Below are 25,433 nucleotides of genomic sequence, written 5' to 3' on the forward strand. Positions count from 1 at the left end.
GGGGTCTGGCACGGACCGGCGCCGCCGCTTCATACGGCTTCTCAGCCCTTGACGGCGCCGGCGGACATGCCGGTCACCAGATGCCGCTGGGCGAAGAGGAAGACGAGCCCCGCGGGAATGGCGATGAGCACGGAGGCCGCGGTCATCGGGCCCCACTGGGCGCCGTACTGGTTGACGAACTTCTGCAGTCCGCCGGCGAGGGTGAGGTTCTCGTCGCCGACCATGAAGGCGGACGCGTAGGCGACCTCGCCCCAGGCGGTGATGAACGAGTAGAACGCGGTGACCGCGATGCCGGGCTTGGCGAGCGGCAGGATCAGCCGCCAGAAGGTGCCGAACGGGGTGAGTCCGTCCACCTGCCCCGACTCGTCGATCTCCATCGGGATGGTGTCGAAGAAGCCCTTCATCATCCACGCGCAGAACGGGACGGCGATGGTCAGGTAGGTGACGACCAGGCCGAACGCGTTGTTCAGCAGCCCGATGGCGGACATGATGTTGTAGATCGGCACGATGAGGACGGCGACCGGGAACATCTGGGTGATCAGCAGCGTCCACATCAGGCCGCGCTTGCCGGGGAAGCGGAAACGGCTGACCGCGTAGCCCGTGGTGGCTGCGATGAAGACACCGAGCAGCGTGGTGAGGCCGGCGATCAGCAGCGAGTTGCCGAACCAGGTGAGGAACTCGGTGTTCTCCAGCAGGTTCGTGTAGTTGTCGAGCGTCGTCTCCTTGACGAAGTCCGTCGTGTTCGCGTACTTGGCGGGCTTCAGGGAGGTCAGGAACACCCACAGCACCGGGAAGACGGCGATCACGGAGGCGACGATCAGGGTGGCGTGCAGCCCGGCGGAGGCGAGCGGCGAACGCACGCCGCGGGGGCGGACCTTGGTCCGGCGGCGGGATGTGGGGGTCACGGCGGTGGTCACCAGACTTCTCCCTGCTTGCGGAGGACTCGCCGGTAGACCGCGGCGAAGACCATCAGGAGGACCAGGATCAGTACGCCCCAGGTGGACGACTGGGCGAAGTCGCGCGGGCTGATCTCGAAGGAGAACTTGTACGCCTGCGTCACCAGGATCTGGGTCGCCTCGCCCGGTCCGCCCCGGGTGAGCAGGAAGATCACCGGGAACATGTTGAAGGTCCAGATCGTGCTCAGCAGAACCACGGTGGTACTGACCGAGCGCAGACCCGGGAGCGTGATGTTGCGGAACCGCTGCCAGGGGCCGGCACCGTCCATCTCGGCGGCCTCGTAGAGCTCGCCCGGGATCGACTGCAACCCGCCGAGCAGGGCGACCATCATGAACGGCACACCGAGCCACACGTTCACGGCGATCACCGCGACCTTGGCCATCTCGGGGTCGTTGAGCCACGGCACCGCGTCGATGCCGCCGCCCGCGAGGATGCTGTTGAGCAGTCCGCGGCGCTCGTCGTAGAGGAAGCGCCAGGCGAAGACCGACACGAAGCCCGGTACCGCCCACGGCAGGATCAGCAGCATCCGGTAGAAGGAACGGCCGGCGATCCGGCGGTTGAGGATGTTGGCCAGCGCCATGCCGAGGACGAAGGTGACCGAGACGCAGGCCACCGTCCACACCAGCGTCCAGCCCAGGGCGTCGAAGAACTGCGCGCTGGACAACGCCTCCTTGTAGTTGTCCAGGCCCACGAACTCGTAGGTCGCGGGGATCTCGTTGACGCCGATGGTCCGCGCGACGTTGCGCTCCGTCGCATCCGTCAGGGACAGGTAGATACCGCGGACCAGCGGATATCCGATGATCACTGAGATCACGACCGTCACCGGAGCGACCATCGCCCACGCGTACCAGTGCGTGGAGAGGGAGCGCCGGAGCCTGCCCTCGCGCTTGCCAGTACCGCGGCTCGGGCCGCGGGCGACATCGCCCGCGGCCTTCGCCACCGACTGGCTGCTGGTGTCCACAGCCATCAGCCGGCCAACCTTCCTGTTACTTCCAGTCCTTGAGGAGCTTGCGGTACTCGTCGGCGGTGGCCTTCGCTCCCTTTTCCGGCGTGGTCTGGCCGGTGAGGACCTTGGTGTACTCGGTCACCAGCGGGGCGAAGAGGCTGCCGGTCTCCGGGATCCACGGGCGCTCGACGGCCTTGTCGACGACCGGGCGGAAGAAGTTCACGATCTCGTTGCTGGCGACGCCCGGCTGCGAGTAGACCGAGTTGCGGGTCGGGAGCAGGCTCAGCTCCTTGGCGACCTTGGCCTGGTTCTCGGCGGAGGTCATGTACTCGGTGAAGGCGTACGAGGCGTCCAGGTTCTTGGAGCCCGCGTAGACGGCGAGGTTGTGGCCGCCCTGCGGGGCGCCCTGGCCGGCCGAGCCGGCCGGGACCGGGGCGATGCCCAGGTTCGCCTTGTCGGCGAACTCCTTGCCGGTGTAGGTGTCGGAGACGGCCCACGGGCCGTTGATGATCATGGCGACCTTGCCGTCCTTGAAGGCGGCCTGCATGTTGTCCCAGCCGTTGGTCGCGTCGGTGATCGCGGCCTTGGAGTCGACCAGGTCCTTGACGGTCTTCATGGCCTTGACGCCGGCCTCGTCACCGACGGTGATCTTCTTGTTCTCGGCGTCGACCAGGTCACCGCCCTCGCCATAGAGGAAGGAGAGGAACCAGTAGGCGTCGTCACCACGGAGGTAGAGGCCGGTCCTGCCGGTCTTGTCCTTGATCGTGGCGGAGACGGCCTTCAGCTCGTCGATGGTCTTGGGGACCTCGACGCCGGCCTCCTTGAAGATCTTCTTGTTGTAGAAGATGCCCATGGAGTCGATGACCTGCGGAACGGCGTAGGTCTTGCCGTTGTACTCGGTGGAGGCCGCGGCCTGCTTGAGGAAGTCGTCCTCGTCCTTCAGTGCGGCGGTGCCGTCCAGCGGCGCGAGGTAGCCGAGGTCGGCGAACTCGGGGGTCCAGGCGACCTCGGAGCGGATGACGTCGGGGGCTCCGGAGCCGGACTGCGCGGCGTTCTTGAACTTGTTCTGCGCCTCACCGAACGGCACGTTGACGTACTTGACGGTGACCTTCGGGTGCAGCTTGGTGAAGTCCTCGGCGATCTTCTTGAAGACCTTGTCCTCACTGCCGACCGTGGAGGTGTCCCACCAGGTGACCGTGCCGCTGAGCTCGCCCGAGCTCTTGTTGCCGGTATCGCCGCCGTCGTCCCCACCGCACGCCGTCGCCGACACGGCCAGTGCCGAGACCAGAGCGATGGCCGCTATGCCACGCCGCATGTGAACTCCTTCAACTGATCCCGGAAGGGCGGAGGCGAAGACCTGCCTCCCGCCGTCCGCTCCCTCGCGGTGCCGGGTTGCCAGGAACGTAACAGGGCTGAAAACCATCGGAAAGACCTTGCGGCAAATTTCTGCAAGGACCGGTGATCGTTACATCCGCGTGTCCGGAGAGTTGCCGAAGGATCGCTTGACACCCGCGCCGGGAGCGGACCGTGCCCAGGGTGCGTCCCGGACGGGCGCCTTCGCAAGCGCTCCGCAAGGCTTTGCAGCGATGTGACACGCTTCATGCTCCACGGCAGGCCCCGGAAGGGCCGGGCGCGGCATGGCGCTGTGAACCTGCCGATTCCCACCCCTGGTGGGCAATCCGGCGCCCGCCCGGTACAGTCCACTTGCATGACCGCGCGGCTCGCCGACATCGCAGCCCAGGCGGGGGTCAGTGAAGCCACAGTCAGCCGTGTGCTCAACGGCAAGCCCGGCGTGGCCGCGGCCACCCGCGAATCCGTCCTTGCCGCGCTCGACGTGCTCGGCTACGAACGGCCGGTCCGGCTGCGGCAGCGCAGCGCCGGCCTCGTGGGACTGATAACCCCCGAGCTGGACAACCCGATCTTCCCCGCCCTCGCCCAGGTCATCGGCCAGGCCCTGACCCGGCAGGGGTACACACCGGTGCTCGCCACCCAGACCCCCGGCGGGTCCACGGAGGACGAACTCACCGAGATGCTGGTGGACCGCGGCGTCTCCGGGATCATCTTCGTCTCCGGCCTGCACGCCGACACCACCGCCGACATGGACCGCTACGACCGACTGCGCGCCAAGGGCGTGCCGTACGTCCTGGTCAACGGCTTCTCGCCCAAGGTCCAGGCCCCGTTCGTCTCCCCCGACGACCGGGCCGCGATGCAGCTGGCGGTGACCCACCTCGCCTCCCTCGGGCACACCCGGATCGGCCTCGCGCTCGGCCCCCGGCGGTTCGTACCGGTCCTGCGCAAGATCGAGGGCTTCCAGCTCGCCATGGAGGAACGGCTCGGGCTGTCGCCCGAGGAGTCGCAGGAACTGATCCAGCACTCCCTCTACACCCTGGAGGGCGGCCAGGCCGCCGCGGCCGCGCTGATCGCCAAGGAGTGCACCGCGATCGCCTGCGCCAGCGACATGATGGCGCTCGGCGCCATCCGGGCGGCGCGGCAGCAAGGGCTCCATGTGCCCCGGGACATCTCCGTGGTCGGCTTCGACGACTCCCCGCTCATAGCGTTCACCGATCCGCCGCTCACCACCATCCGCCAGCCCGTCCAGGCGATGGGACAGGCGTCGGTGCGTGCGCTGCTGGAGGAGATAGGGGGCACGCCGGCCCCGCACAGCGAGTTCGTCTTCATGCCGGAGCTGGTGGTACGGGGTTCGACCGCGTCCGCCACGAAGCGGGCCGCGGCCCGGGACTGAGACCCAGGTGAACGAACGGCCCTACGACGTACTGGTCGTCGGCGGCACCGGCGTGGACACCATCGTCCGCGTCGACGCCCTGGAGGTACCGCCGGGCGACTCGCTGTTCGTGCCCCCGGTGCACGACTACGTGGGGCACACCGGCAACGGGGTGGCGCTGGGCTGGCACACACTGGGCCTCGCCACCAAGTTCATCGACTTCCTCGGCGACGACGTCCAGGGCCGGACGGTACTCGCCGCGTACGCGGAGCGGGGCCTCGACTTCAGCCATGTGCTCTCCCCGCACGGCACACCGCGCGGCATCAACCTGGTCGACCGCGAAGGCCGCCGCTTCTCCTTCTACGACGGGCGTCATCCGGCGGACCTGCGGCTGCCCCGCTCGTTCTACCTGCCGTTCCTGGAGCGCTCCCGGCACGTCCATCTCTCGATCGTCGGCCACAACCGCGACATGTACGAGGACGTCCACCGGCTCGGCGTCACCAGCTCCACCGATCTCCACGACTGGGACGGCCGCGATCCGCACCACCGGCACTACGCCCTCGCGTCCGACTACGTCTTCCTGAGCGCCGCGGCCCTCGGCGACCGGATCGACGAGGTCATGCACCGCGTCCTCGACGAGGGGCGGGCACGGCTCGTCGTGGCGACGGCCGGCGCCGCGGGCTGCCATCTGCTGGTGCGCGGCGACGCGAAGGCGCGGCACTTCCCGGCCGTACGCCCCGAGCGCCCCGTCGTCGACACCAACGGCGCCGGGGACGCGTTCGTCACCGCGTTCCTGCACGCGCTGTTCGAGGGCCGGGAGGTGGAGGAGTGCGTGCTCGCGGGCTCGGTGGCGGGCGCCTTCGTCTGCGGCGCCCCCGGCACCCACACCGAGTTCATCGGCCTGCCGGCACTGCGCGCCGCCTGCGCGCGGGCGGCGTGCGAGGAGTGAATGCGCCGGGGCCCGCAGGGCGCCCCACGCGCCCCGCGAGCCCCGGCTCCCCTGCGTGTCAGCTCTTGACCGCGCCCGAGGTGATGCCGCCGACGATGTGCTTGCCGAGGACGGCGAAGACCACGAGCAGCGGGACGGTCGCGAGGAACGCGCCGGTCAGCACGATCGCGTGGTTGACGGTGTGGTTCCCCGACCCGAGACCGGCGAGCGCCACCTGGAGGGTGGGCGAGCCGTCCGGGGTGAGCGCGATGAACGGCCAGAAGAAGTCGTTCCACGCCTGGACGAAGATCAGCATGCCGAGGACCGCCATCGCCGGCCGGGCCACGGGGAAGACCACGTGCCAGATGATGCGCAGACTGTGGGCACCGTCCATCCGGGCCGCCTCGATGAGCTCGACCGGCAGCGCCTCCAGGAGGTACTGCCGCATGAAGAACACACCGAAGGCGGCGACCAGGCCGGGCAGGATCACCGACTGCAGCTGGTTGACCCAGCCGAGCTCGGTGATCAGCTGATACAGCGGGATGACGCTGAGCTGCGGAGGCACCGTCATCGTCGCCACCACGATCGCCAGGAGCACATTGCGCCCCTTGAACCGCAGCTTGGCGAAGGCGAAACCGGCAAGCGTCGCGAACAGCACGGTGCTCGTGGCCACCGCGCCCGCGACGATGGTCGTGTTGATCAGCGCCTCCCCCATGTCCACCTGGTTCCAGGCGATGGAGAGGTTCTCGAACAGCCGATTGCCCGGCAGCAGCGGGCTGGGGGCCTGGACGACGCGTTCACCGGTGTGGGAGGCCGCGACCAGGTTCCAGTACAGCGGGAAGAGCGAGATCACCGCGGCGAACACCAGCAGCACGTAGGTGAGCGGGCCGCCGTGGTGCTGCCGCCCGGCCTTCTGGCCCAGCCGCCGGCGGCGCTCCTTCGCCGGTCCGGCCTGGGTGGGCGCCGCGGTCTTGTCCAGCACATGACTCATGAGCGTGCCGCTCCGTTCTTCTTCTGGGCGCTCGACCGGCTGAGCAGGCGCTGTACGAGGCCGATGGCCAGCAGCAGGAGCAGCATCACCCAGGCGATCGCGGACGCCTGGCCGAGCGCACCGGTGATCCAGCCCTTCTCGTACATCAGCAGGCTCAGCGTCTGGTACTGGTTGCCGCTGCCGCCGCCGATGCCCAGGCTGCCGCCGAAGATCAGCGGCTCGCCGAAGAGCTGGGTGGCGCCGATGGTGGAGACGACGATGGTGAACAGGATCGTCGGCTTGATCGACGGGATGGTGATGCTGATGAACTGCCGGAAGCGGGACGCCCCGTCGAGGGCCGCCGCCTCGTAGAGATCGTTCGGCACCGCCTGCATCGCGGCCAGGTAGATCAGCGCGTTGTAGCCGGTCCACCGCCAGGTGATGATCGTGGAGATGGCGATCTGGGCGGGCCACTTCTCGGTCTCCCAGTTGACCGCGTCGATGCCGACGTAGCCGAGCAACTGGTTGATCAGCCCGTAGTCGGTGTTGAACAGCTGGGCGAAGACCAGCGCGGCCGCGGCGATGGAGGTCGCGTAGGGGGCGAGGACGGCGACCCGGTAGAAGCCGCGGCCGCGGATGCGGTAGTTGAGCAGATGGGCCAGACCGAGCGCCATCAGCAGCTGCGGCACGGTGGAGATGACGCCGATGGTGAACGTGTTCGCCAGGGCGTTCCAGAAGAAGTCGCTGTCCCAGAGCTTGGTGTAGTTCTCCAGGCCGCGCCACTCTGCCGTGCCGCCGAGCTCGACCTTCTGCAGGGACAGCCAGCCGGTGTACAGCAGCGGAAAGAGACCGAAGGCGGCGAACACGAGGAAGAACGGCGCCACATAGACGTACGGGGTCGCCTTGAGGTCGAGGCGGTAGAGGCGGCTGCGCCAGCCGGACGGATCCCGGTGCCGCGGGGCCTTCGGTGGGCGGCCGGAGGCGCCGGCGAGCATGTCGGCGCCCTGGTCGGGCCGGAGGGAGGTGGCCATCAGGCGCCCTTTCCCTGGTGAGTGGTGACGGACGTACGGGCGGGTGCCCGCAGGGCACCCGCGAAGGAGCCCGCCGGCTGCCGCACAGGCAGCCGGCGGAGGGCGGCGGCTACTGGTCGATCTTGTCCTCGACCAGCTTCTTCACGTTGTTCCAGGCATCCTCCGGCGAGGTGCCGCGGGTCTCGATGTCGAGGATCCCGTTGTCGGTCAGGAAGGTCTTCACCTGGCCGTCCCAGCGGCCGATCGGGGCCGGCTCGATCTGCTGCGCGGCCTCGGAGTAGATCTTGCCGACCGGTACTCCGGGGAAGTACTCCGGCTGGGCGTTCTGGACGGTCTCGGACTTCAGTCCCTCGGTGGTCGAGGGGATGTTGCCGTTGACGGCGAACACCTTGGCCTGCTGCTCGGGCGCGGTCAGCCAGGCGGCGAGCTTGGCGGCCTCGGCGGTGTGCTTGCCCGCCTTGGGCACGGAGAGGAACGAGCCGCCCCAGTTCGCCGGGACCGGCGCCTGGGCGATGTCCCACTTGCCCTTGTTGGCCGGTCCCGCCTGGTCCTTGATGATGCCGGTCATCCACGACGGGCAGGCGACGGTGGCGAACTTCGAGTTCTTGAACGCCGCGTTCCAGCTGCCCTTCTCGTCGAACTGCCGCAGCTTGGCGGTCAGTCCGCCCCGGGCGGCCTCGACGGCGGTGTCCCATGCCGTCTTCACGCCGGGACTGCTCTCCCAGCGCAGCTGCCCGTCCGCACCGGAGTACTGGTCGGGCTGACTGGAGACGACCGCGTTGAACAGACCGCTCGCCGAGTCGTGGAACGCGGTCCCGGCCGGCGCCGCGTCCTTGTACTTCTCGCCCGCCGCCAGGAACTCGGCCCAGTCGCCGGCCCACAGCTCGCCGACCTCCTCGCGGTCGGTGGGCAGTCCGGCCTTCTCGAACAGGTCCTTGCGGTAGCAGATGCCCATGGGGCCGATGTCCGTGCCCAGCGCGACGACCTCGCCGCCCTGGGTGGTGGCCTGCTTGACCTTCCAGTCGAGGAACGCCGAGGTGTCGACGCCCTCGGCCTTGCCCAGGTCGACAAACTTCTCCGACATCGCCTCGCCGGTGGCCTCCGCGATGTAGCCGACCTCGATGGCCTGGATGTCGGCGAGTCCGCTGCCCTGCGAGAGCCTCAGCTTCAGAGCGTCCCAGTACTTCTGGCCGTCGGCGACGTTGGTCTCTTCGATCTTGATGCCCGGGTTCAGCTTCTCGTACTCGGCGTAGAGCTTGGCGCCGGTCTTGTCGTCGAAGCCGAACGATCCGAAGGTGCCGATGCGGAGTGTGATCTCTCCGCCCGAGCCGTCGCTGCCCCCCTCGTCCCCGGAGCCGCCGCATCCGGTCACAAGCAGACCGAGGGACAGCAGACTCGCGGTGGTGAGGGTGACCGCGCGGCGTCTGCGCGGGACGTCACCAAAAGATATGCGCATTCGAGGCTCCTACGACTGTTTCGGCTGGTGGCGGGCCCAGAGCGACAGAGTGGGGCTGACGGCGAGCAGGACCGGTCACAGAGGGGAAGTGAGGAAGCGGTGCACAGCAGTCCCGTACGGGAATAGTGGGAGCGCTCCCACTACTGCTTGGCTCGAAAGCTTCCCGGCGGCGACACCCTCTGTCAAGGTCGAACAACAGAGCTTTATTGCTCCGAGATGTCACCGGCGTGAGAATCTCCCACTTTCAGCGTGGCCAAACGGTATGAACCGCCATATCAGACCCAGCCGGGCGCGCCCGCACCCCTGTATCACCGCCACCCGGAGGCGCTTCTCGACAAGCCTCTCCGAATCGATCAGTATTGGGAGCGCTCCCGAACTCTCCGCCACCGAGGTGTCCAGGGAGAATCGACGCACACCGCAACACCCTCACCGGAGGCACGCATGACAGCACGGGGCCGCTACGGCCAGCCCACACTCGAGCAGGTCGCAGCCCTGGCCGGCGTCGGGCGGGGCACCGTGTCACGGGTGATCAACAAGTCCCCGGGGGTCCGCGACTCCACCCGGCACGCCGTCGAACAGGCCATCGCCGAGCTCGGGTACATCCCCAACCACGCCGCCCGCGCCCTCGCCGGCAGCCGCACCGACGCCGTGGCGCTGGTCATTCCGGAGACCGAGAAGCGGTTCTTCACCGAGCCGTACTTCTCCGAGATCATCCACGGCGTCGGCATCGGTCTGGCCGACACGGAGCTCCAGCTGCTGCTGACCCTGGTGCGCACGGAGCGTGAACGCGACCGGTTCCTCCAGTACGCCAAGGCCCGCCGGATCGACGGCGTACTGCTGGTGTCCGTACACCGGGACGACCCGCTCCCCGATCAACTTTCCGACATGGACATGCCTACCGTGCTGGGCGGCCGCCGCACCGGCGACGAGACCGTCTCCTACGTCGACTGCGACAACGCCGGCGGCGCCCGGCTCGCCGTGCGCCACCTGGCCAAGGCCGGCCGCCGCAAGATCGTCACCATCACCGGCCGGGCGGACATGTACGTCGCCCAGTGCCGGCTGCGCGGCTACGAGGAGGCGGTCCGCGGCGCGTACGGGGAGTTCGACCCCACCTGGGTCGCCGACGGCGACTTCACCGAGGAGAGCGGCCGCCACGCCATGGCCGAGCTGCTGCGCCTCCACCCGGACCTCGACGCCGTGTTCGCCGCCTCCGACGTGATGGCCGCCGGCGCGCTGCACACGCTGCGCGCCGCGGGCCGCGCGGTGCCCGATGACGTGGCCGTCATCGGCTTCGACGACTCGCCGCTCGCGCAGCACACCGATCCGCAGCTGACCACGGTCCGCCAGCCCGTGGAGGAGATGGGCCGCACCATGGCCGGGGTGCTCGTCGACCAGATGGCCGCCCCCGGCGCGGCCTGGCGGAACGTGGTGCTCCGCACGGAACTGGTGCGCCGCGACACCGCCTGACCGGGGCGCCCCGCGCCCGCTTCGGCGTCCACTGGAGCACCGGAAAACAAGCGGCGGCACGCCTAGGGGCGGGACACTCTGCGAACGCGCCCATCGGCTGAGAGCGAAGGTTCCATCCGACCTCGGCGTTGCGGACCCCGGGCGGGTGAGACCCGCTCTAATCGTCGAGGTCCGGTTCTGTCTGCCCCCGCTTCTTCGCGCATTCCGGGCAGTAGTCCTTGCTCCACGTGCCGGTGTGGTGCACCCCGCACCTCTTGCACTTCAACTCGTTCGATCTGCCCATAACCCCTCCAGATTCGTGCGTGACAGCGGCTACTCCGGGGACTTCTCCAGAATCTCGCCGATCTCCTTCAAGAACTCCCGCCATGGTTCCGCCTCGGCGTCGCCCGCACGCTGGTACGCGGCTGCCCACTCCTGCATCACCCACATACGGAAGTCGTCCCAGATGTGTCCGTTCCCGGGCGGCAGGAGAATGCTCGCCTCCAAAAGGCGGTTGTACATGTCGGATCTGACCTCGACGAACGGCCGTCCCCCGTCGATGGCGCGTTGATAGTTGCCGATCTCCTCGAACAGGACCTTCAGCTGGTCCATGCCTGTCACCAAATACCCCCTAATGTCGCTGTCCCTCACCGTATGGGGTGCCCGTGCGGGGAGGGAAGAGGTATGCAACGAGGGCTGAGCCGTGATCGGAACGGAATCTGCTACGCCGAACCAGGGATGCGGCTAGGGCCTGTCCGGCGGATCTTTGGGTGATCTGGTGCTCGTGGCCGTGTAGTTGGTCATGGGACGTGGCGATCTGACGAACGCGGAGTGGTCCCGCTTGAAGCCGCATCTGCCCGGGACCGGGCAACGCGGCGGGAGGTGGGCCGGCCACCGCAAGGTGATCAACGGGATCCTCTTCCGTGAGCGCATGGGGGTCCCGTGGCGGGACCTTCCCTCGCGTTTCGGCAGGTGGAAGACCGTTTACGAACGGCACAGACGCTGGTCCTCGGACGGCACTTGGGACAAGATCCTCAAGGCCGTCCAGGCCGACGCCGACGCGGAAGGCCGGATCGACCGGAGCATGGTGAGCGTGGACTCGACCTCCTGTCGCGCTCACCAGCACGCCGCCGGGGCACGCAGGAAAGCACCGCGTGTCCCGAAAAAAGATCAACGCCCCGGCATCACCGCCCCGACGAGGGACTCGGACGGTCCCGGGGCGACCTGACCTCCAAGATCCACCTCGCCGGTGAAGGCGGACGCCGACCCCTTGCCCTGCTGATCACGCCAGGTGACGGCGTACAACCGAATGTGGCTCTGGCAAGATTTTCGTAGCCGGAGATCATCTCCGTGGCACGGTCAGCCCGTCCGCATGGCGGGCAGCCTGTGGCTGTGCTCTGTTGAACTGGCAAGCCTGCTACCGCAGTTGTCTGACGTGCAGGTGCTTTCTGTCGATGTCTCTGATGCTGTTGTGGCCGTCCGGGCCCGCACGAGGTCCGATATTCCCGCTGGATGTACGGGATGCGGCCACCTCAGCGAGTGGTGCCACAGCCGCTATGTACGGCGCCTCGCCGACGTCATTCTGGGAGGTCGGCCTCTGCGCATCGACTTGTCCGTACGCCGCTTGTACTGCGAGAACCCGGTTTGTCCGAAGGTGACCTTCGCCGAGCAGGTGCCGGGGCTGACCGTGCGTTACCAGCGGCGCACCCCACAGTTGCAGCGCCTGGTAGAGGCCGTCGGTGTGGTGCTGGCCGAAGGGGGCGGTGCCCGGATGCTGCGGATCCTGAACGTCGCGCTCTCGCAGTGCACCGTTCTGTCTCAGCTGATGCGGGTGCCGCTTCCGCCACTGGAGACACCCCGGGTGCTGGGGGTGGATGACTTCGCGCTCTACGGCGGCACCTACGGCACCCTCCTGGTCGACGCAACCACCCGGCTCCCGCTCACACTCTGGGAGGGACGCGACGCGGAACAGCTCAGCCAGTGGCTCCGCGAGCACCCAGTGTCGAGGTCGCGTGCCGCGATGGCTCCCTCACCTACCGGCAGGGCATCACCGCTGGCGCCCCCGACACAGTGCAGGTCAGCGACCGTTTCCACCTCTGGCAGGGGCTCTCCCGCCGTGTCCAGGACATCGCCTCCGCCCATCGCGGCTGCCTGCCCGCAGCACTGCCCCCGGTCAGCGAAGCCGGTCCCGCACCGATCGAGGAGACTGCCGAGGACGCCGCGGCGGACACTCGGGCCGGGCGGCATGCCCGAAGGTTGTTCGAGGCCGTGCACGCCTTGACCCGCACCGGTCGGAGCCACAGCTCGGTGGCCCGGGAGCTCGGCCTGGACCGCCGCCCGTACGCAAGTACGCCCGAGCCCGTACCTGGCAGGATGTGATGCGCCGCCCGCCCCGCAAGCCCTCCACTCTGGACCCCTACCTCGACTACCTGCAACAACGCTGGGACGAGGGACAGCACAGCGCGAAGATCCTGCACGAGGAACTCCAGACCAAGGGATATCTCGGTCACTACCAGCGCGTGAAAATGGCCGTCGCACCCCTACGACGGGGCCTGCCCCTGGACGCGCCTCGCGAGCGACCGCCCTCCCCACGCGAAGTCGCCCGCTGGATCACCACCCATTCGGTCCGCCGCAGCCTACACATCAACGACCGCCTGCCCCGGCTCCTCGATCACTGCCCTGAGCTCAGGCATACCCACGACCTGGTCCGCCGGTTCGCCAGCATGCTCGACAACCGCGACGCCACACCCCTCCTGGGCTGGCTCGACGACCTCGCGAACAGCGGACTGGCCCCTCTTGGCGGCCTCGCCGGAGCCCTGCGCGAAGACCGCCATGCCGTCACTCAGGGCATCACCACCCTCTACAACTCCGGAGTCAACGAAGGCCGCATCACCGATGTCAAGCTGCAGAAGCGCCTGATGGCCGGCCGCGCCGGCGTCCCACTCCTCCGCCATCGCGTCATCCTGATCGCGCACCTCCGCCGACGCTATGCGGACCGGCCCACCGTGTCACCGAGGTGATCTCCGGCTACGAAAATCTTGCCAGAGCCACGTTCGCTTGTACGTCGACACAGGCGGTCACGGACAAGCTCGGCATCGGCTCCCGCGAGACGCTGCGGAACTGGGTGAAGCAGCACGAGATCGACGCGGGGACCCGTCCGGGGACGACGACGGAGGAGTCCGCCCAGCTCAAGGCGTTGAAGAGGGAGAACGCTGAACTGAAGCGGGCCAACGAGATCCTCAAGGCGGCGGCGAGTTTCTTCGCGGCCGAGCTCGACCGGCCACACACGCGCTCGTAGCGTTCATCGACGAGCACCGGGACCGCTTCGGCGGGGTCGAGCCGATCTGCAGGACGCTCACCGAGCACGACTGCAGGATCGCCCCTTCCACCTACTACGCCCACAAGAAGCGCCTGGCCGCCCCGTCCGCCCCATCCGTGCGGGACACGGAGCTCAAGGAGCTGGTCCGCCAGGTCCACACCGACAACTACCGTGTCTACGGGGCCCGGAAGATCTGGCGGGAGTTGAACCGGCAGGGTCACGCGGTGGCCCGCTGCACCGTGGAGCGGCTGATGCGCGAGCTGGGCATCGCCGGCGCCGTCCGCGGCAAGAGGGTGGTCACCACCATCGCGGACCAGCAGGCCGAGCGGGCACCGGACCGGGTGGACCGCGATTTCGTCGCCGACGCGCCGAATCGCTGCTGGGTCGCGGATTTCACGCACGTGGCCACCTGGGGCGGAGTGGTCTACGTCGCCTTCGTCGCGGCCTCCAGCCTGCTCACCGTGGCCCTGTGGCTGATCGCCGTGGCCAAGCGGGCGGTCCGCCTGACGCGCTGCCCCACCAGTGACGGGCCGTATCGGCCAGCCAGGTATGCCGCGGTCTCGCCGCTGTGGTGGTTGCGCCGGGGGCGGTCCTGCTCGACGGTCCTGAGCGGTTTCGCAAGGAGCCACGGCACCCGGCGGGCATGGTCTATCTGGCGGCGTAAGGCTGGTTGTCGGAGCGGGTCTGCTCGATGATGGGGCGTCCGACCGCGTAGGCGTCGGCGACACGGCTCGTCATGCGACCGTCGGCTTCCCAGGGATCTCACTCCAAATGCGGTACGGCCACCCGGGAAATCCGGGTGGCCGTACCGTGGCTTCTCTACTTCTTCTGGAGTCTGCTGATCACGAGAACCGTGAGCAGGCCGCAGATCAGCCCTGCAAGGCCCCAGGGGCCGCTTGGGCTGTAGTCGTTGAGAACGTAGCCGATGGTGCAGAAGACGACGGTCACGCTCAGGACGATGAGGCCCCAGAAGCGTCTTCCTGGCATCCGTTCACTCCTTGTCGTGTTGTTGGGTCGTCCGGTTTCGCCGCGCCTCTAGGAGAAGCGCAGCTTGCAGTGCTTGTTGGTGCAGTAGGCGCGCCACTTGGTGGAGTAGCGCCGGTGGCCGGACAGGCCGGGGCCCTGGACGTTCCGGGAGTAGGCGACCGTGACGGCGAAGCGTTCCTGGTAGCCGCAGACAAAGAAGATCTTGAATGCGCAGACCTGGGCCATGCCGGAGGCGCCCCACTCATGGTAGGTGGAGGACCGGCGGTTGCGGGCCGCCCCGTGGAACTGGATCTTCCAGCCGAGGGCCGAGGCGACGCCGCTCTCGTCGTCGCTCGTCCATGCCTTGGAGCTGCTGATGTTTCCCTTCTTGTCGAGGCAGAACTCGGCCTGCATGGAGGTGGTGCCGAGCTGGATGCGCACAGCTCCTTCGTAGAGGCGGTACGTGCGCGAGACGGTCTTGCATCTGGACTGCGCCGTGCCGGCGTTGTCGAAGGTGTTCACCGGGTCGGCACACACGTAGTCGTAGGCGCTGCAGCTTCCGCCGTGCAGGGGGTCCACGCTGAGGAAGCGCCCCGTGCCGGGCGAGTAGAGCCGCGCGCCCATGAGCAGCGTGTCCGTCGGCGTCTCGCTGGAGCGCTGGAACGCGCCGAGCCAGCCGTAGCGGGCCGCCGGTGATCCGTTCTGGATGTTGCCGTACTCGTCGCTCTCCAGGGCCACGGGGCTTTGCGAGGTGTCCAGCGGGAGCTGCACGCCGATGTCGCCGTGGATGTTGGTGAGCATGAGGACGGTGCCGCCGGTCTTGCCGGTGACGGCGGCCAGGGCACCGCTCAGCGAGCTGACGTTGCGGGAGATGGCTCCGGTGCCGTTCTCCACGATCCAGCTCGGGCTGTCGGTGTCGCCAGCGTAGTGGTTGACCTTGGCGCCGGTCTGGGACCAGGTGCCGCCACTGTTGGACTCGGTGGTCCAGCTGCGGAAGCGGAGGGCCGCGTCGAGCTCCCAGGTCTGGCGCTTGGTGCCGGCGGTCTGCCGGCGGACCAGGTTGTTGGTGTAGTAGTCGATGGTGGCGCCGGGCATGGCCGTGGTGCGGCCGTACGCGTCGTAGACGTAGCCGGGGTCGACGAGGCGGTCGGCGCTGTCGTAGGTGTGGGTGCGGGTGGTGCCTCCGGTGGTGGTGCAGGCGAGGCCGGGCTGTGCGGCGGTCGTGGTGAGGGCGGTACGGTTGCTGCGCTTGTCGAAGGTGTAGGCGCGGCGGGTGCAGACCGAGTCGGCGGTTTCCTCCGCGACGGCCAGGCGGCCTGCTCTGTCGTAGGTGTAGTCACGACTGCTGGTGCCACTGGTGCGGGTGGTGACCTTCCCGCTGACGGCGTGCGTCACCGCGTCGGAGTAGACGACGGCACCGTCGGTGTCGCGGGTGTAGGACCGGTCGGCCGTGGTGCCGACGGTGTTCTCCGTCTGGCGCAGGGTGTAGCCGCCGGGCAGCTGCTCGGTGGCGATCGAACCGGCCGCGTTGTACGTGGCGGTGAACGTGCCCGCGACGGAGTCGACGAGCTTGGTCGCCATACCGCGGGGCTCGATCGCCGTGTCGTAGGTGAACATCCGGGTCGACGGGGCGTTGTCGCTGATGGTCAGCGGGCGGTCCAGCGCGTCGTAGCGCATGGTGGTGGTGCCGCCGTCCGCGTCGGTGTAGGAGATCAGCCGGCCCAGCTTGTCGTACTGCTTGGTGATGGTGCCCCCGGTCATGGAGGTCACCGTGACCGGCTGTCCGCTGGCGGGGTCGTAGGTGATGGTGCTCGTCGGCACCGCCTGGCCGAGGCCGCCGCTCATCGTGGCGGTGGTCTGCCGGCCCGCGGCGTCGAAGGCCACCGACAGCGTACGGGTGACCCCGTTCGCCGTGTCGACGCTCTTGGACTGCTGGCCGTAGAGGCCGTACTCCATCGTGGAGTCCTCGACCTTGACGGGGTTGGAGCCGCCGCCGACGATGTCACCCGCCGGTCCGGTCCAGCACACCTGGTCCGCCCACTCGGGGCGTCCCTTGCACCAGCCGGTACCCGTTGCGGACCAGTAGGCGACGACCTTGGACGCCGCGTCCTGTCCCGTGCCACCGGGCGGCTGGATGCCGGTGACCCTGCCTTCGGCGTCGTACGTGGTGCTGGTCACCAGGTTGAGGCCGCCGGGATCCTGGATCCGCAGGGTGGGAAGGCCCCTCACCCAGTCGTACTGGGTTTCGTTCAGCTGCTTCTCGCCCATGACCGAGTCGTGGTCACGGACACGGACGCCGCTGATCGTGAGGGTGATCTGGTTGCTCACGGCGGCGCTGCCGTCGGTGGGCCGGCCCTCGTCGTACTCCTTGACCGTCCACGCGCGCGCGGCGACGGAGGTGTTCGCCGGCACCAGGACGGTGGTGCCGTCCTTGAGGTCCTGCGTCAGATCGGCACGGTGCAGGGGGCCGAACGTCTCCATCTCCCGCATGCCGGTCGGGTCGAACAGGGAGAGGGAGGACAGCAGGTGCGCCCTCTCCGCGGCAGAGCGTCCGTCGATGCCCAGGTCGCGCAGGGTCGCCCGCTCGGCAGCGGTGGTGCCCAGGGCGAGTGTGCGGTTCGCCGGTGTCAGCTCGCGGACGGCGTTGCCGAAGTGGTCGTACTCGGTCGTGGCGATGTGACCGCCGGGGTCGGCCGAGTTCACCGCACGTCCCGACGCGTTCAGGTAGTGCACGGTGGCGCGCTGGTACGCGGACGCAGTGAGCTGCGGTCCGGAGTGGGAGGCGGGGACGGAGTCGGACGGGAAGACGGCGGTGGCGTCGGTGGGGATGGCGCTCTGCCCCCACGCCTTCACGTTCGCGGCGCCCATCGCGTACGGGGCGGTGCCGCCGGTGAGCGGTACGCCGTAGACGACGGAGGTGACCGCCGTGCCCTGCTGCTGGTCGACGCTGCCCGGTACGAGCGCGGCCCGCGAGACCTTGAGCAGCATGCCGTCGCCGGGAACGGGGCCGGCGCCGGCGTTGCCGTAGGTGAAGGTGAAGGGGAGCTGCCCGGCGGGCTGGACCCAGGTCACCCGGCCGGCCCAGTAGGCGTACTGGTGCTCACCGGCCTTGGAGAGGCGGGGGTCCCAGACCTGCCGGAGGCTGCCGTTGCTGTCGTAGCGGTAAGCCGCCACGGCGATCGCCGTGCCGGAGGCGGCGCCGGGCGCGGACGCCCACAGGCGGAGTTCCCGGACCTGGCCCGCGAAGTCGCCGAACTGGTCGTCGGTCTGCGTACCGGTGGCCGTGGTGGCGGTGGCGTACACGAATTCCAGGACGCGGCAGCCCCTGGTCGCGGGGTTCGCCTCGCAGGTGGCCACGGTCACGGCCGAGGTGGGGGCGATGATCCGCTTGGGCCTGGCGAGCCGCTTGCCGTCGACGGTGACGGCCTCGGACACCACCGTGGTGGTGGTGTTCGTCAGTCCGTTGAGGAGGGTGCTGGACACCTGCCAGGTCGGCGCGGCCGGGTCGGCCTTGGCGAAGGTGGTCACCGTGCCGCCGGTGTCCGACAGGGTGAAGGAGCCGTCGAAACGGCCGCTCAGCGTCAGGTGCTCCGAGCCCTTCTCCGCGATCCACCCGGTCTTGGCGGCATTGCTGGTGAAGGCGATGCCCGTCCCGTCCTCCAGGACCACGTCCAGTGCGGTGTCGGAGACCTTGCGGACGTGGCTGAAGACCGTCTGCGTCAGTTCTGCGGTCGTGCCGGCCACCCACTCCTTGCCGAAGATGGCGGCCTGCCCCTCCAGGCTCTCGGCCCCGTTCGGGGTGCGGGAGGAGGCACTGCGCGTCACGGCCATGCCGAAGAACGACGCGTCCGTGGCGGAGAGGGTGTAGTCACCGGTGAGCAGGTTGAGAGACCCGGGCCCGACCTCCTCGCTCGCGGCGCCAGAAGCGTCCCGGTCAACGATCACGGAGTGGGGCTGGGTGCTCTTGGCAGCGCCGTTCGGGCCGGTGAAGTCGGCCTTGATCTCGACGGAGCCGTCCGGGTCGACGGTGTTGGTCGCGTTCCAGACCAGGAGTTCGTTCTTGCCGTTGACCAGAGGCCGGGGCCAGGCGGTGATCGCGCTGCCCTGGAAGAAGACGTCCTTGAGCGGGATCTGAACCCACGGGTCGGCCTCGGAGCGGCGCCAGGAGAAGGAGACCGCGTTGTACGTGCTGCCGTTCGCCTCGGCGACCAACGGCACGCGGCGCGCGGTGCGCTCACCGTCGGCGGGCTGGACGAAGCCGCCGGGGCCGGCGTGGAAGGTGTAGTCGATGGGCTCGGACTTGTTGTCGGCCTTGTCGACCTGACGCACCTGCAGGGTGTGGGTGCCGTCCTGGGGCGGGGTGACGGAGATGGCCTTGGCGGCGGTGGAGCCGCCGGTGGTGGCCTTGGTCCAGGTTACGCCGTCGAGCGACCACTCCAGCCAGTTGTGGTCGGTGCCGTTCGGTGTGACGGTGAAGGTGCCGGTCTGGCCGGCGCCCTTGACCCAGGCGCCCTTCGGGTAGTCCGTCGAGGTGATGCCGGTGGGAGCGGAGGGGTTGGTGGTGTCGACGGTGAAGGTCTTCCACTCGGACCAGCCGAGGTTGTAGTGGGTGCCGTCGTACGGGCTGGTGCGGAACTGGTACGTCTTGCCGCTTGTCAGCACACCGGCCGGCACGGTCACCGGGGCGGGCTGGCCGGACGGCACGAACGCGGAGCGCAGTACCGCGCCGACCTGGGTGTTGGTGGCGGTGTCGAAGATCTGGTAGGCGCCCTGGATCTTGTCGCCGTTGGGGTCGACGAAGGTGTCGCGCAGCGTCGGTGTCACGGTGTTGACCATGTACGCGCCGCTGTAGGAGAAGTACGGCGGGCCGGCCTCCTGCTTGGTGCCGGTGCGCGGCCGGTAGTTGTGGGTCACGACCAGCTTCGGCGGGTTGGAGGCGGCGTTGGCGGAGTTGACCCGCTTCCACTGGCCCGTGATGGTCTCGTCGGAGGCGCGCAGGCCCATGTGGGACTTGGCTGCCTTGGTCGAGGCCCATTCCTGCACCATCGTGGTGACGTTGGCGTTGATCCAGCCGTCCGGCTGTGTGCTGCAGGAGGGGTTGCCCCGTGTTTCGGAGGACGTGGCTTTCTTCGCGGTCCACGATGGCTGTGCCGTCCACCGAGACAATGTCGTGGCGGCCCCGGTGGACCACACCTCCCACGGCTGCGTGGGGCAGGACGAGCCGGTGTAGTTGGCCGAGTGGAAGTTCCACAGGGACAGCTTCGCGTCCATCACCAGCGCGTCGGCGATCGGCGACGTGTTCCAGGAGATGAAGGACCGCGCGGTGCGCGGGGTGCCGTCGGCGTTCTTCGTGCCCGGGTTGCCGAGGTCCAGTTCGGTGTCGGTCGACCAGTCCCGGGTCTCGCCCTGCTGGACGTAGGTGTCGAAGACGTTGGACAGGGCAGAGGTCGACGGGTCGACCGTGACCGGGTACTTCGTCTTGGGGTCGGCGAGGAATTTCGCATCCGGGGTGATCACCAGGTCGATGGTCGAGCCCTTGGCCTCGACCTTCATCGCCACCGGCACCCGGCGGGTGTGCTCACCGGAGACCTCGTCCACGGTGGCGTCCCACATCACCGGCGCCGGCATGACGGCCTGCGTCTTGTTCTTCTTGTCGCTGAACACGACGCTGCCGTCGGCCTGCTGCTTGGCTTTGAGCCCCTTGGCCTTCAGCGGCAGGGTGTACGTGTAGCCGTCGGTGGCGGGCCGCTTCTTGATCTCGACGAACTGCTCGAAACCGGTACGGGTCGCCTCGACCACGACGTCGGCGCCGGGCACGGCGTTGACGTACTCGGCCCGGTTGCCCTCCAGCCTCGGAGCGGGCAGACCGCCCTTCCACTGCAGCGTGATCTGCTGGTCACCCTCCCCGAGGGTGACCAGGTCGGTGGCCTTGGACGCCTGCGCCGCGCGCAGCGATGTCGCCGCACCGCCGCCGGACTTGCCGGCCAGCGTCAGGCCCTCGGGGTGCCCCGTTGGCTCCACCGCGTTGCCCGTGGCGACCAGATCCAGATCGACGTCACGCCACTGGCCGGTCGCCTTGTCCTCGAAACGGATCGGACCGGCCACGAGCTCGGTGGTGAGCGAACCGTCCTTGTTCGCCCACGTCGTCGACGACTCGGTGCGCTCGGAAAGCGCCTCGACGCGCTTGCCGGACAGCCGGGCCGCCACGCGCGCGGACGCGATGTCCGCCGCCTGCGTCACCGCGGCCGCTTGCGGCTGCCTACTGCCTGCCGCGCCGGCCGGATCGGCCAACGCGGCTGACTCCATCAGGCCGATGGCCAAGGCCAAGGACAGACCCCCCGCGATATAGCGGCGGCTTCCCCCGGACCACAACCGCCCGCGCTCATCCGGCGCGGGTATGTGAACCCTCATGTTTCCTCGGTCTCTTGTGTCCAACTACGTCACGACTGTGACGCCGTCGTGAACATATCGAGGGAGGAAAGACCAGAAAGCCCACCAAGATCACCCAGGCGGGGCGCCTATAATCAACTGCCTTCTGGTGATCTACGTCACCGGATAGAGACGTCCGAAAGCGCCTACCCCGCGTACCTCTATCCATTCCAGAACATACGCCCTGAAGGTGAGATGCCGATCACACTCGCCCGGCTTCCTGATCGCATGGCCGCCTTGACGGGCTCCCTCCGTTTCCACCAGGACTCGGGTACGAAGGATCCTGAGTTGCCGAGGTGGTCGGCGGCCTGGCACTCGATCTGGGGCCGGACGGCGGCCTGCCCAGTCACCACGGAACCGGCGCCACCGGCCGCCTGAGCTGCCTGCGCCCCGTCGGTGGCGATGGAGCAAGGGCTGTACGTTCTCCCCCGGTAGGTCACTCATGGCACGTGCGTTACAGGTCGCGTGTCCGGATGGGTTGGTTGAAGGGGTGGGGGCTGCGTGAAGCGGCGTCGGATATGGGGAACGGCTGCTACGGCGGTCACGGGTCTGGTCGGTGTGCTGGTGTTCCAGGGGGTGATTGGTGACAGCGGTACCCCGGCCGGGGCGGACGGGAAGGCGGGTCCGGTGAGTCCCCGGGCGCTGACCGCGCAGTTGGGGACGAGTGACGACGGGCGCAGCGCCTCACTCGGCCGGCGTGAGACTGAGCCGTTCAGCATGCTGGGTGTGACCTGGACCGACCCTGGTGCACGGGTGAGCGGGACGGTCGAGGTCCGGACCCGGGGTGCGGGCTCCGGGAAGTGGTCCGGCTGGCTGCGGCTGGAGGGTGACAGCGGGCAGGGCGAGACGGGTGCTCTGCGCGGTGGTACCGAGCCGGCCTGGGTCGGGCCGTCCGACGGTGTCGAGGTACGGGTGGCGTCGGGAGGGAAGACGTCGGCGGGGCTTCCCACCGGGCTGCGTCTGGACATGGTCGACCCCGGCACGGGAAGCGTGACGGCCGTGGAGCCGGCGGCGTTCGCCGTCGAGGAGACCGAGGAGCCCACTCCATCGGCCACTGAATCCACTGATCCCGCACCGGATGCGACGGTCTCGCCGGACGCTTCCGTCAGCGACGAGCCGTCCACCGAGCCGTCGTTGAGCCAGTCGGCCACCGCGTCGCCGACGCCGGACGGAGCGCCTTCCGCGTCCGCTTCGCCGTCCACGACCGCGAGCCCGACTCCGTCCTCGTCCGCGACGACGCCTTCGGCACCGCCGTCCACAGCGCCGCGGCCGCCGATCACCTCGCGGGCCGGCTGGGGCGCGGACGAGTCGATCAGCCCGGAGGCTCCGGGCTACCTCCCCGGCGGCAGGATCAAGGCCGTCGTCGTGCACCACACGGCCGAGTCCAACAACTACACCTGCGCCGACGCGCCGAAGCTGGTCCGCGGCATCTACGCCTACCACGTCAAGCAGCTCGGCTGGAAGGACGTCGGCTACAACTTCCTCGTGGACAAGTGCGGCACCGTCTACGAGGGCCGCAAGGGCGGCGTCGACCGGCCCGTCCAGGGCGCGCACGCCTACGGCTTCAACGCCGAGACCACCGGTATCTCCGTCCTCGGCACCTACACCGACGCCGCCCCCTCACAGGCCGCGATGACCTCTGTCGCCCGGATCGCCGCCTGGAAGCTCGGCCAGTACGGCGTCAACCCGGCCGGCACCACCACGCTCACCGCAGGCGACAGAGGCACCAACTACTTCGGGAAGACCTGGGCCAAGGGCGCCCAGTTGTCGTTCCCCGTCATCCACGGCCACCGGGACGGCTACAACACCCAGTGCCCCGGCAACGCCTTCTACAACCAGCTGGCCACCATCCGCACCTGGGCCGCCGGCCCCGTCACCGGACTGACCGTCAAGTCGATCGCCGGTGCCGGACTGTCCGGCACCACGTACTACACCAAGGCCGGCATCACGGTGAACTGGTCGGCCACCACCCCGGCCACGCTGATCAAACAGTACGAACTCCTCGTCGACGGCAAGCCGGTGGCGACCACCGCGGGTACCGCGGCCTCGGCCAAGGCCACCCTCGCCCTCGGCCCGCACACCGTGGCCGTGCGAGCCACGCACGTCTCCGGCAGGCAGACCACCAGCCCTGCGGCGACGGTGATCGCGGAGACCACCGCACCCACCTTCACCAACAAGCCCGCCCTGGCCCTGCGCACCGGAACCGTGAACACCACCGCCGTCCCCCTCACCCTGAAATGGAAGGCCGCCGACACCGCGGCGCTGAAGGAAGTCCGCCTCACCGCACCGGCCGCCAGGACCTACGGGCCCACCGTCACCAGCGCCGCCCACACCGCAGGCTCCGGGACGACGACGGCGTGGAACATGACTGCGTACGACCACGCGGGCAACACCGCCGGCGCATCCGTCTCCGGCACACCGGTGATTCTTCAGGAGACGGCCGCGGCCAAGTCCGGCACCTGGGCGGCCAGGTCATCCAGCAGCTACCTCGGCGGCAAGTCCTACAGCAGCTCGTCCGCGAACGCGTCCCTGACGTGGACGTTCACCGGCCGCTCGGTGGCCTGGATCGTCTCCCGAGCCACTACCTCCGGTCAGGCGCACGTCTACGTCGATGGCATGAAGACCGCCACGGTTGACCTGAAATCGTCCACGACCAAGTACCGCGACGCGATCTGGACCAAGACCTGGGCCACCAGCGCCAAGCACACCATCAAGATCGTCGTGGTCGGCACCAGCGGCCGCCCCGCCATCACCACCGACGGCCTCGTCCACCTCAAGTAACCGAAAAGAAGCGCCGACGCCGCGAGTCTCAAGAGCGGGCGCCTGGTGGCGCTGGCTGCCCGGCTCGCCCTGCCCACCGCGCCACTCGTCCGGCGCGCGGGCTGGGGCAGCCGGACCCTCGGCGTCATCTGGCTCGGGCGTCTCCGGTGTGGCATTCACGCGATCACCTCCGGGGTCGTGCCGTGCAGCGGGTGGGCGGCGAGCTCGGGCAGACGCTGCGACCGCGGCGCGGGCCTCACCGGCTCGGGACGGGCCTGGGTGCGCAGCTGCTCCAGCCGCACGGCGAGCAGGTACTCGGCGGTGCGGGCCTGAGCCTGCGCGGCGGCCTCGGTCGCGGCGCGCAGAGCGTCGTCGCTGTCGGGCAGAGCCCGGAACCACGGCTTGGCGCGCTCGGTGGCATACGCCTGCCGTGCCTCGGCCTTAGCCTCCTCGCTGCGGCCGAGTAACACCAGCGCCTGGTGCTGGTACTCCGCGACCGTGCTCTCGGCGGCCAGGAACGCGTTGTGCGCGGCGGTGTCTTCGACGACGTCCGGGCCAGCCGCCTCCAGGTCGGCCAGGTCGGTGATCTGCAGGAACTGCTCCCACTCGGCGGCGATGTGGGCCTCGATGGCCGTGCGGACCTCGGCGGCGACGGCCGCGACGGCGGCCGGGTCGGTCAGGTCTGCCGACCATGTGGCGGCGAGGAAACCGGCCTCGGCGATCAGGGCCTCGGTCTGCCGCCGTTGGTCGCACGCCTCGCACAGCCCGGCCGACCGCGCCCGGCCGCAGTCCGCGCACGCCACGACCTGCCGGGCCGCCGCCTCGGCCGCCGCCCGCTCCCGCTCAACGGCGTCTGCGCCTCGGCCTGGGCACGGGCCGCCGCACGCCGGGCCTCTCGCTCCCGGGCCCAGGCCTGCCGGGCCACGAGGTCAGCGGCCTCAACCTCGGCGTGACGGCGCATCCGGGCCGCGATCTCCCGGTAGCGGGCGTCCGTCTCCAGGCCGGGCAGCTCCTGGTCGACCTCGGCGGCGATCCGCACCCGCCACTCCCGGCGCACGTGCAGCACGTTGGCGCAGTGGTCGCAGTCGGCACCGGTGTCGAGCCGGACGCCGTCGTCGCACCGCCGGTCCGCGCACGACGGCCGGCGTACCAGCCCGCGGCGAGTGATCCACCCGAACGGGCGGGTGATCAGGGCCTCCCCGCCGGTCTCCTCGAGCCGGGACTTAAGCCGGGCGGCCAGCACCGAGGGGGCCTGCGCCGGCCACTCCAGCACGTTCCGCAGCTGCGCCAGCTCGAGCTTCGCGGCCTCCACGACGCGGTCCTGCTGCCAGCGGTTCAGCCCCTGCCACAGCCACGCCACCGGCGTCAGAGCCACCCGCAGGTCAAGATCAGCCGGGAGCTTCGACCTCAACACCGTTGCGTTTGAGTTTTGAGTCGCAGGTCAAGCCCTGGTGAATGACGCAACGGGACGTCCTGATAGATCAACTTGTGTCGAGCAAGAAG

At 69.1% G+C, this 25,433-nt stretch carries 17 protein-coding genes and 2 pseudogenes; 8 read left to right on the forward strand and 11 right to left on the reverse strand.

Annotated elements, in window-relative coordinates; translation table 11 throughout:
* Positions 1-41 precede the first annotated feature (41 nt).
* The 3 genes from AB0903_RS23420 to AB0903_RS23430 are packed head-to-tail and all read right to left on the reverse strand — an operon-like array spanning position 42 to position 3,218.
* The gene (locus AB0903_RS23420) at positions 42-917 is read right to left on the reverse strand and encodes a carbohydrate ABC transporter permease (RefSeq protein WP_366705756.1); all 876 of its coding nucleotides are present in this window, start codon (positions 915-917) and stop codon (positions 42-44) included.
* Entirely contained in the window at positions 914-1,924 is a 1,011-nt protein-coding gene (locus AB0903_RS23425; RefSeq protein WP_366705758.1) for a sugar ABC transporter permease, read from the reverse strand. Before AB0903_RS23425 ends, AB0903_RS23420 begins: the two co-directional genes overlap by 4 nt.
* Before the next feature lie 19 nt (positions 1,925-1,943).
* Positions 1,944-3,218, reverse strand: coding sequence for an extracellular solute-binding protein (locus tag AB0903_RS23430; protein ID WP_366705760.1), 1,275 nt, complete (start codon positions 3,216-3,218; stop codon positions 1,944-1,946).
* Between the two features lie 393 nt (positions 3,219-3,611).
* Here AB0903_RS23430 and AB0903_RS23435 point away from each other — a divergent pair, with 393 nt between their 5' ends.
* Entirely contained in the window at positions 3,612-4,646 is a 1,035-nt protein-coding gene (locus AB0903_RS23435) for a LacI family DNA-binding transcriptional regulator (protein ID WP_366705762.1), read from the forward strand.
* A gap of 7 nt (positions 4,647-4,653) precedes the next feature.
* Positions 4,654-5,574 carry a carbohydrate kinase family protein gene (locus AB0903_RS23440; RefSeq protein WP_366705764.1) on the forward strand — a complete coding sequence of 307 codons (921 nt, stop codon included), beginning with the start codon at positions 4,654-4,656 and terminating at the stop codon, positions 5,572-5,574.
* A gap of 58 nt (positions 5,575-5,632) precedes the next feature.
* Here AB0903_RS23440 and AB0903_RS23445 read toward each other — a convergent pair whose 3' ends face one another.
* The 3 genes from AB0903_RS23445 to AB0903_RS23455 all read right to left on the reverse strand — a co-directional run bounded on the left by AB0903_RS23445 (position 5,633) and on the right by AB0903_RS23455 (position 9,010).
* Positions 5,633-6,544 (reverse strand): carbohydrate ABC transporter permease, encoded by a 912-nt coding sequence (locus tag AB0903_RS23445; RefSeq protein ID WP_366705766.1) that lies wholly within the window; start codon positions 6,542-6,544, stop codon positions 5,633-5,635.
* The gene (locus AB0903_RS23450; protein WP_366705788.1) at positions 6,541-7,518 is read right to left on the reverse strand and encodes a sugar ABC transporter permease; all 978 of its coding nucleotides are present in this window, start codon (positions 7,516-7,518) and stop codon (positions 6,541-6,543) included. The genes AB0903_RS23445 and AB0903_RS23450 overlap by 4 nt, the downstream gene beginning before the upstream one ends.
* Positions 7,519-7,663: 145 nt before the next feature.
* Positions 7,664-9,010 carry an ABC transporter substrate-binding protein gene (locus AB0903_RS23455; RefSeq protein WP_366705768.1) on the reverse strand — a complete coding sequence of 449 codons (1,347 nt, stop codon included), beginning with the start codon at positions 9,008-9,010 and terminating at the stop codon, positions 7,664-7,666.
* Between the two features lie 441 nt (positions 9,011-9,451).
* Between AB0903_RS23455 and AB0903_RS23460 the strand changes: the two genes are divergently transcribed.
* A complete protein-coding gene (locus tag AB0903_RS23460; protein WP_366705770.1) occupies positions 9,452-10,477 on the forward strand; it encodes a LacI family DNA-binding transcriptional regulator in 1,026 nt (341 codons plus the stop codon).
* Between the two features lie 312 nt (positions 10,478-10,789).
* On the opposite strand, the gene AB0903_RS23465 is transcribed toward AB0903_RS23460, so the two are convergent.
* Positions 10,790-11,068 carry a hypothetical protein gene (locus AB0903_RS23465; RefSeq protein ID WP_366705772.1) on the reverse strand — a complete coding sequence of 93 codons (279 nt, stop codon included), beginning with the start codon at positions 11,066-11,068 and terminating at the stop codon, positions 10,790-10,792.
* 190 nt (positions 11,069-11,258) lie between these two features.
* Here AB0903_RS23465 and AB0903_RS23470 point away from each other — a divergent pair.
* From AB0903_RS23470 to AB0903_RS23485, 4 genes and pseudogenes are all read left to right on the forward strand, one after another.
* Positions 11,259-11,749 (forward strand): annotated as a pseudogene (locus AB0903_RS23470) (IS5 family transposase); the annotation flags it as partial.
* A gap of 687 nt (positions 11,750-12,436) precedes the next feature.
* Positions 12,437-12,835 carry a hypothetical protein gene (locus tag AB0903_RS23475; protein ID WP_366705774.1) on the forward strand — a complete coding sequence of 133 codons (399 nt, stop codon included), beginning with the start codon at positions 12,437-12,439 and terminating at the stop codon, positions 12,833-12,835.
* Positions 12,835-13,476, forward strand: a complete 642-nt coding sequence (locus AB0903_RS23480) for a hypothetical protein (RefSeq protein WP_366705776.1) — start codon at positions 12,835-12,837, stop codon at positions 13,474-13,476. Before AB0903_RS23475 ends, AB0903_RS23480 begins: the two co-directional genes overlap by 1 nt.
* Positions 13,477-13,544: 68 nt before the next feature.
* A pseudogene (locus tag AB0903_RS23485) lies at positions 13,545-14,215 on the forward strand (IS3 family transposase); the annotation flags it as partial.
* 379 nt (positions 14,216-14,594) lie between these two features.
* Here the strand turns inward: AB0903_RS23485 and AB0903_RS23490 are convergent.
* Complete coding sequence (locus AB0903_RS23490; RefSeq protein ID WP_366705778.1) at positions 14,595-14,762, reverse strand: hypothetical protein; 168 nt, start codon at positions 14,760-14,762, stop codon at positions 14,595-14,597.
* A gap of 48 nt (positions 14,763-14,810) precedes the next feature.
* Positions 14,811-21,047 (reverse strand): DNRLRE domain-containing protein, encoded by a 6,237-nt coding sequence (locus AB0903_RS23495; RefSeq protein ID WP_366705790.1) that lies wholly within the window; start codon positions 21,045-21,047, stop codon positions 14,811-14,813.
* Positions 21,048-21,887: 840 nt separating this feature from the next.
* Here AB0903_RS23495 and AB0903_RS23500 point away from each other — a divergent pair.
* Positions 21,888-23,951: an N-acetylmuramoyl-L-alanine amidase gene (locus AB0903_RS23500; protein ID WP_366705792.1), complete on the forward strand. Its 2,064-nt coding sequence runs from the start codon at positions 21,888-21,890 to the stop codon at positions 23,949-23,951.
* Between the two features lie 155 nt (positions 23,952-24,106).
* On the opposite strand, the gene AB0903_RS23505 is transcribed toward AB0903_RS23500, so the two are convergent.
* Positions 24,107-24,733 carry a hypothetical protein gene (locus AB0903_RS23505; RefSeq protein WP_366705780.1) on the reverse strand — a complete coding sequence of 209 codons (627 nt, stop codon included), beginning with the start codon at positions 24,731-24,733 and terminating at the stop codon, positions 24,107-24,109.
* A complete protein-coding gene (locus AB0903_RS23510) occupies positions 24,652-25,305 on the reverse strand; it encodes a hypothetical protein (RefSeq protein ID WP_366705782.1) in 654 nt (217 codons plus the stop codon). The genes AB0903_RS23505 and AB0903_RS23510 overlap by 82 nt, the downstream gene beginning before the upstream one ends.
* Positions 25,306-25,433: the final 128 nt, after the last annotated feature.

Origin of the sequence: Streptomyces sp. NPDC048389 (genome assembly GCF_040706335.1) — a bacterium.
In the GTDB taxonomy this organism is placed as follows: Bacteria; Actinomycetota; Actinomycetes; order Streptomycetales; family Streptomycetaceae; genus Streptomyces.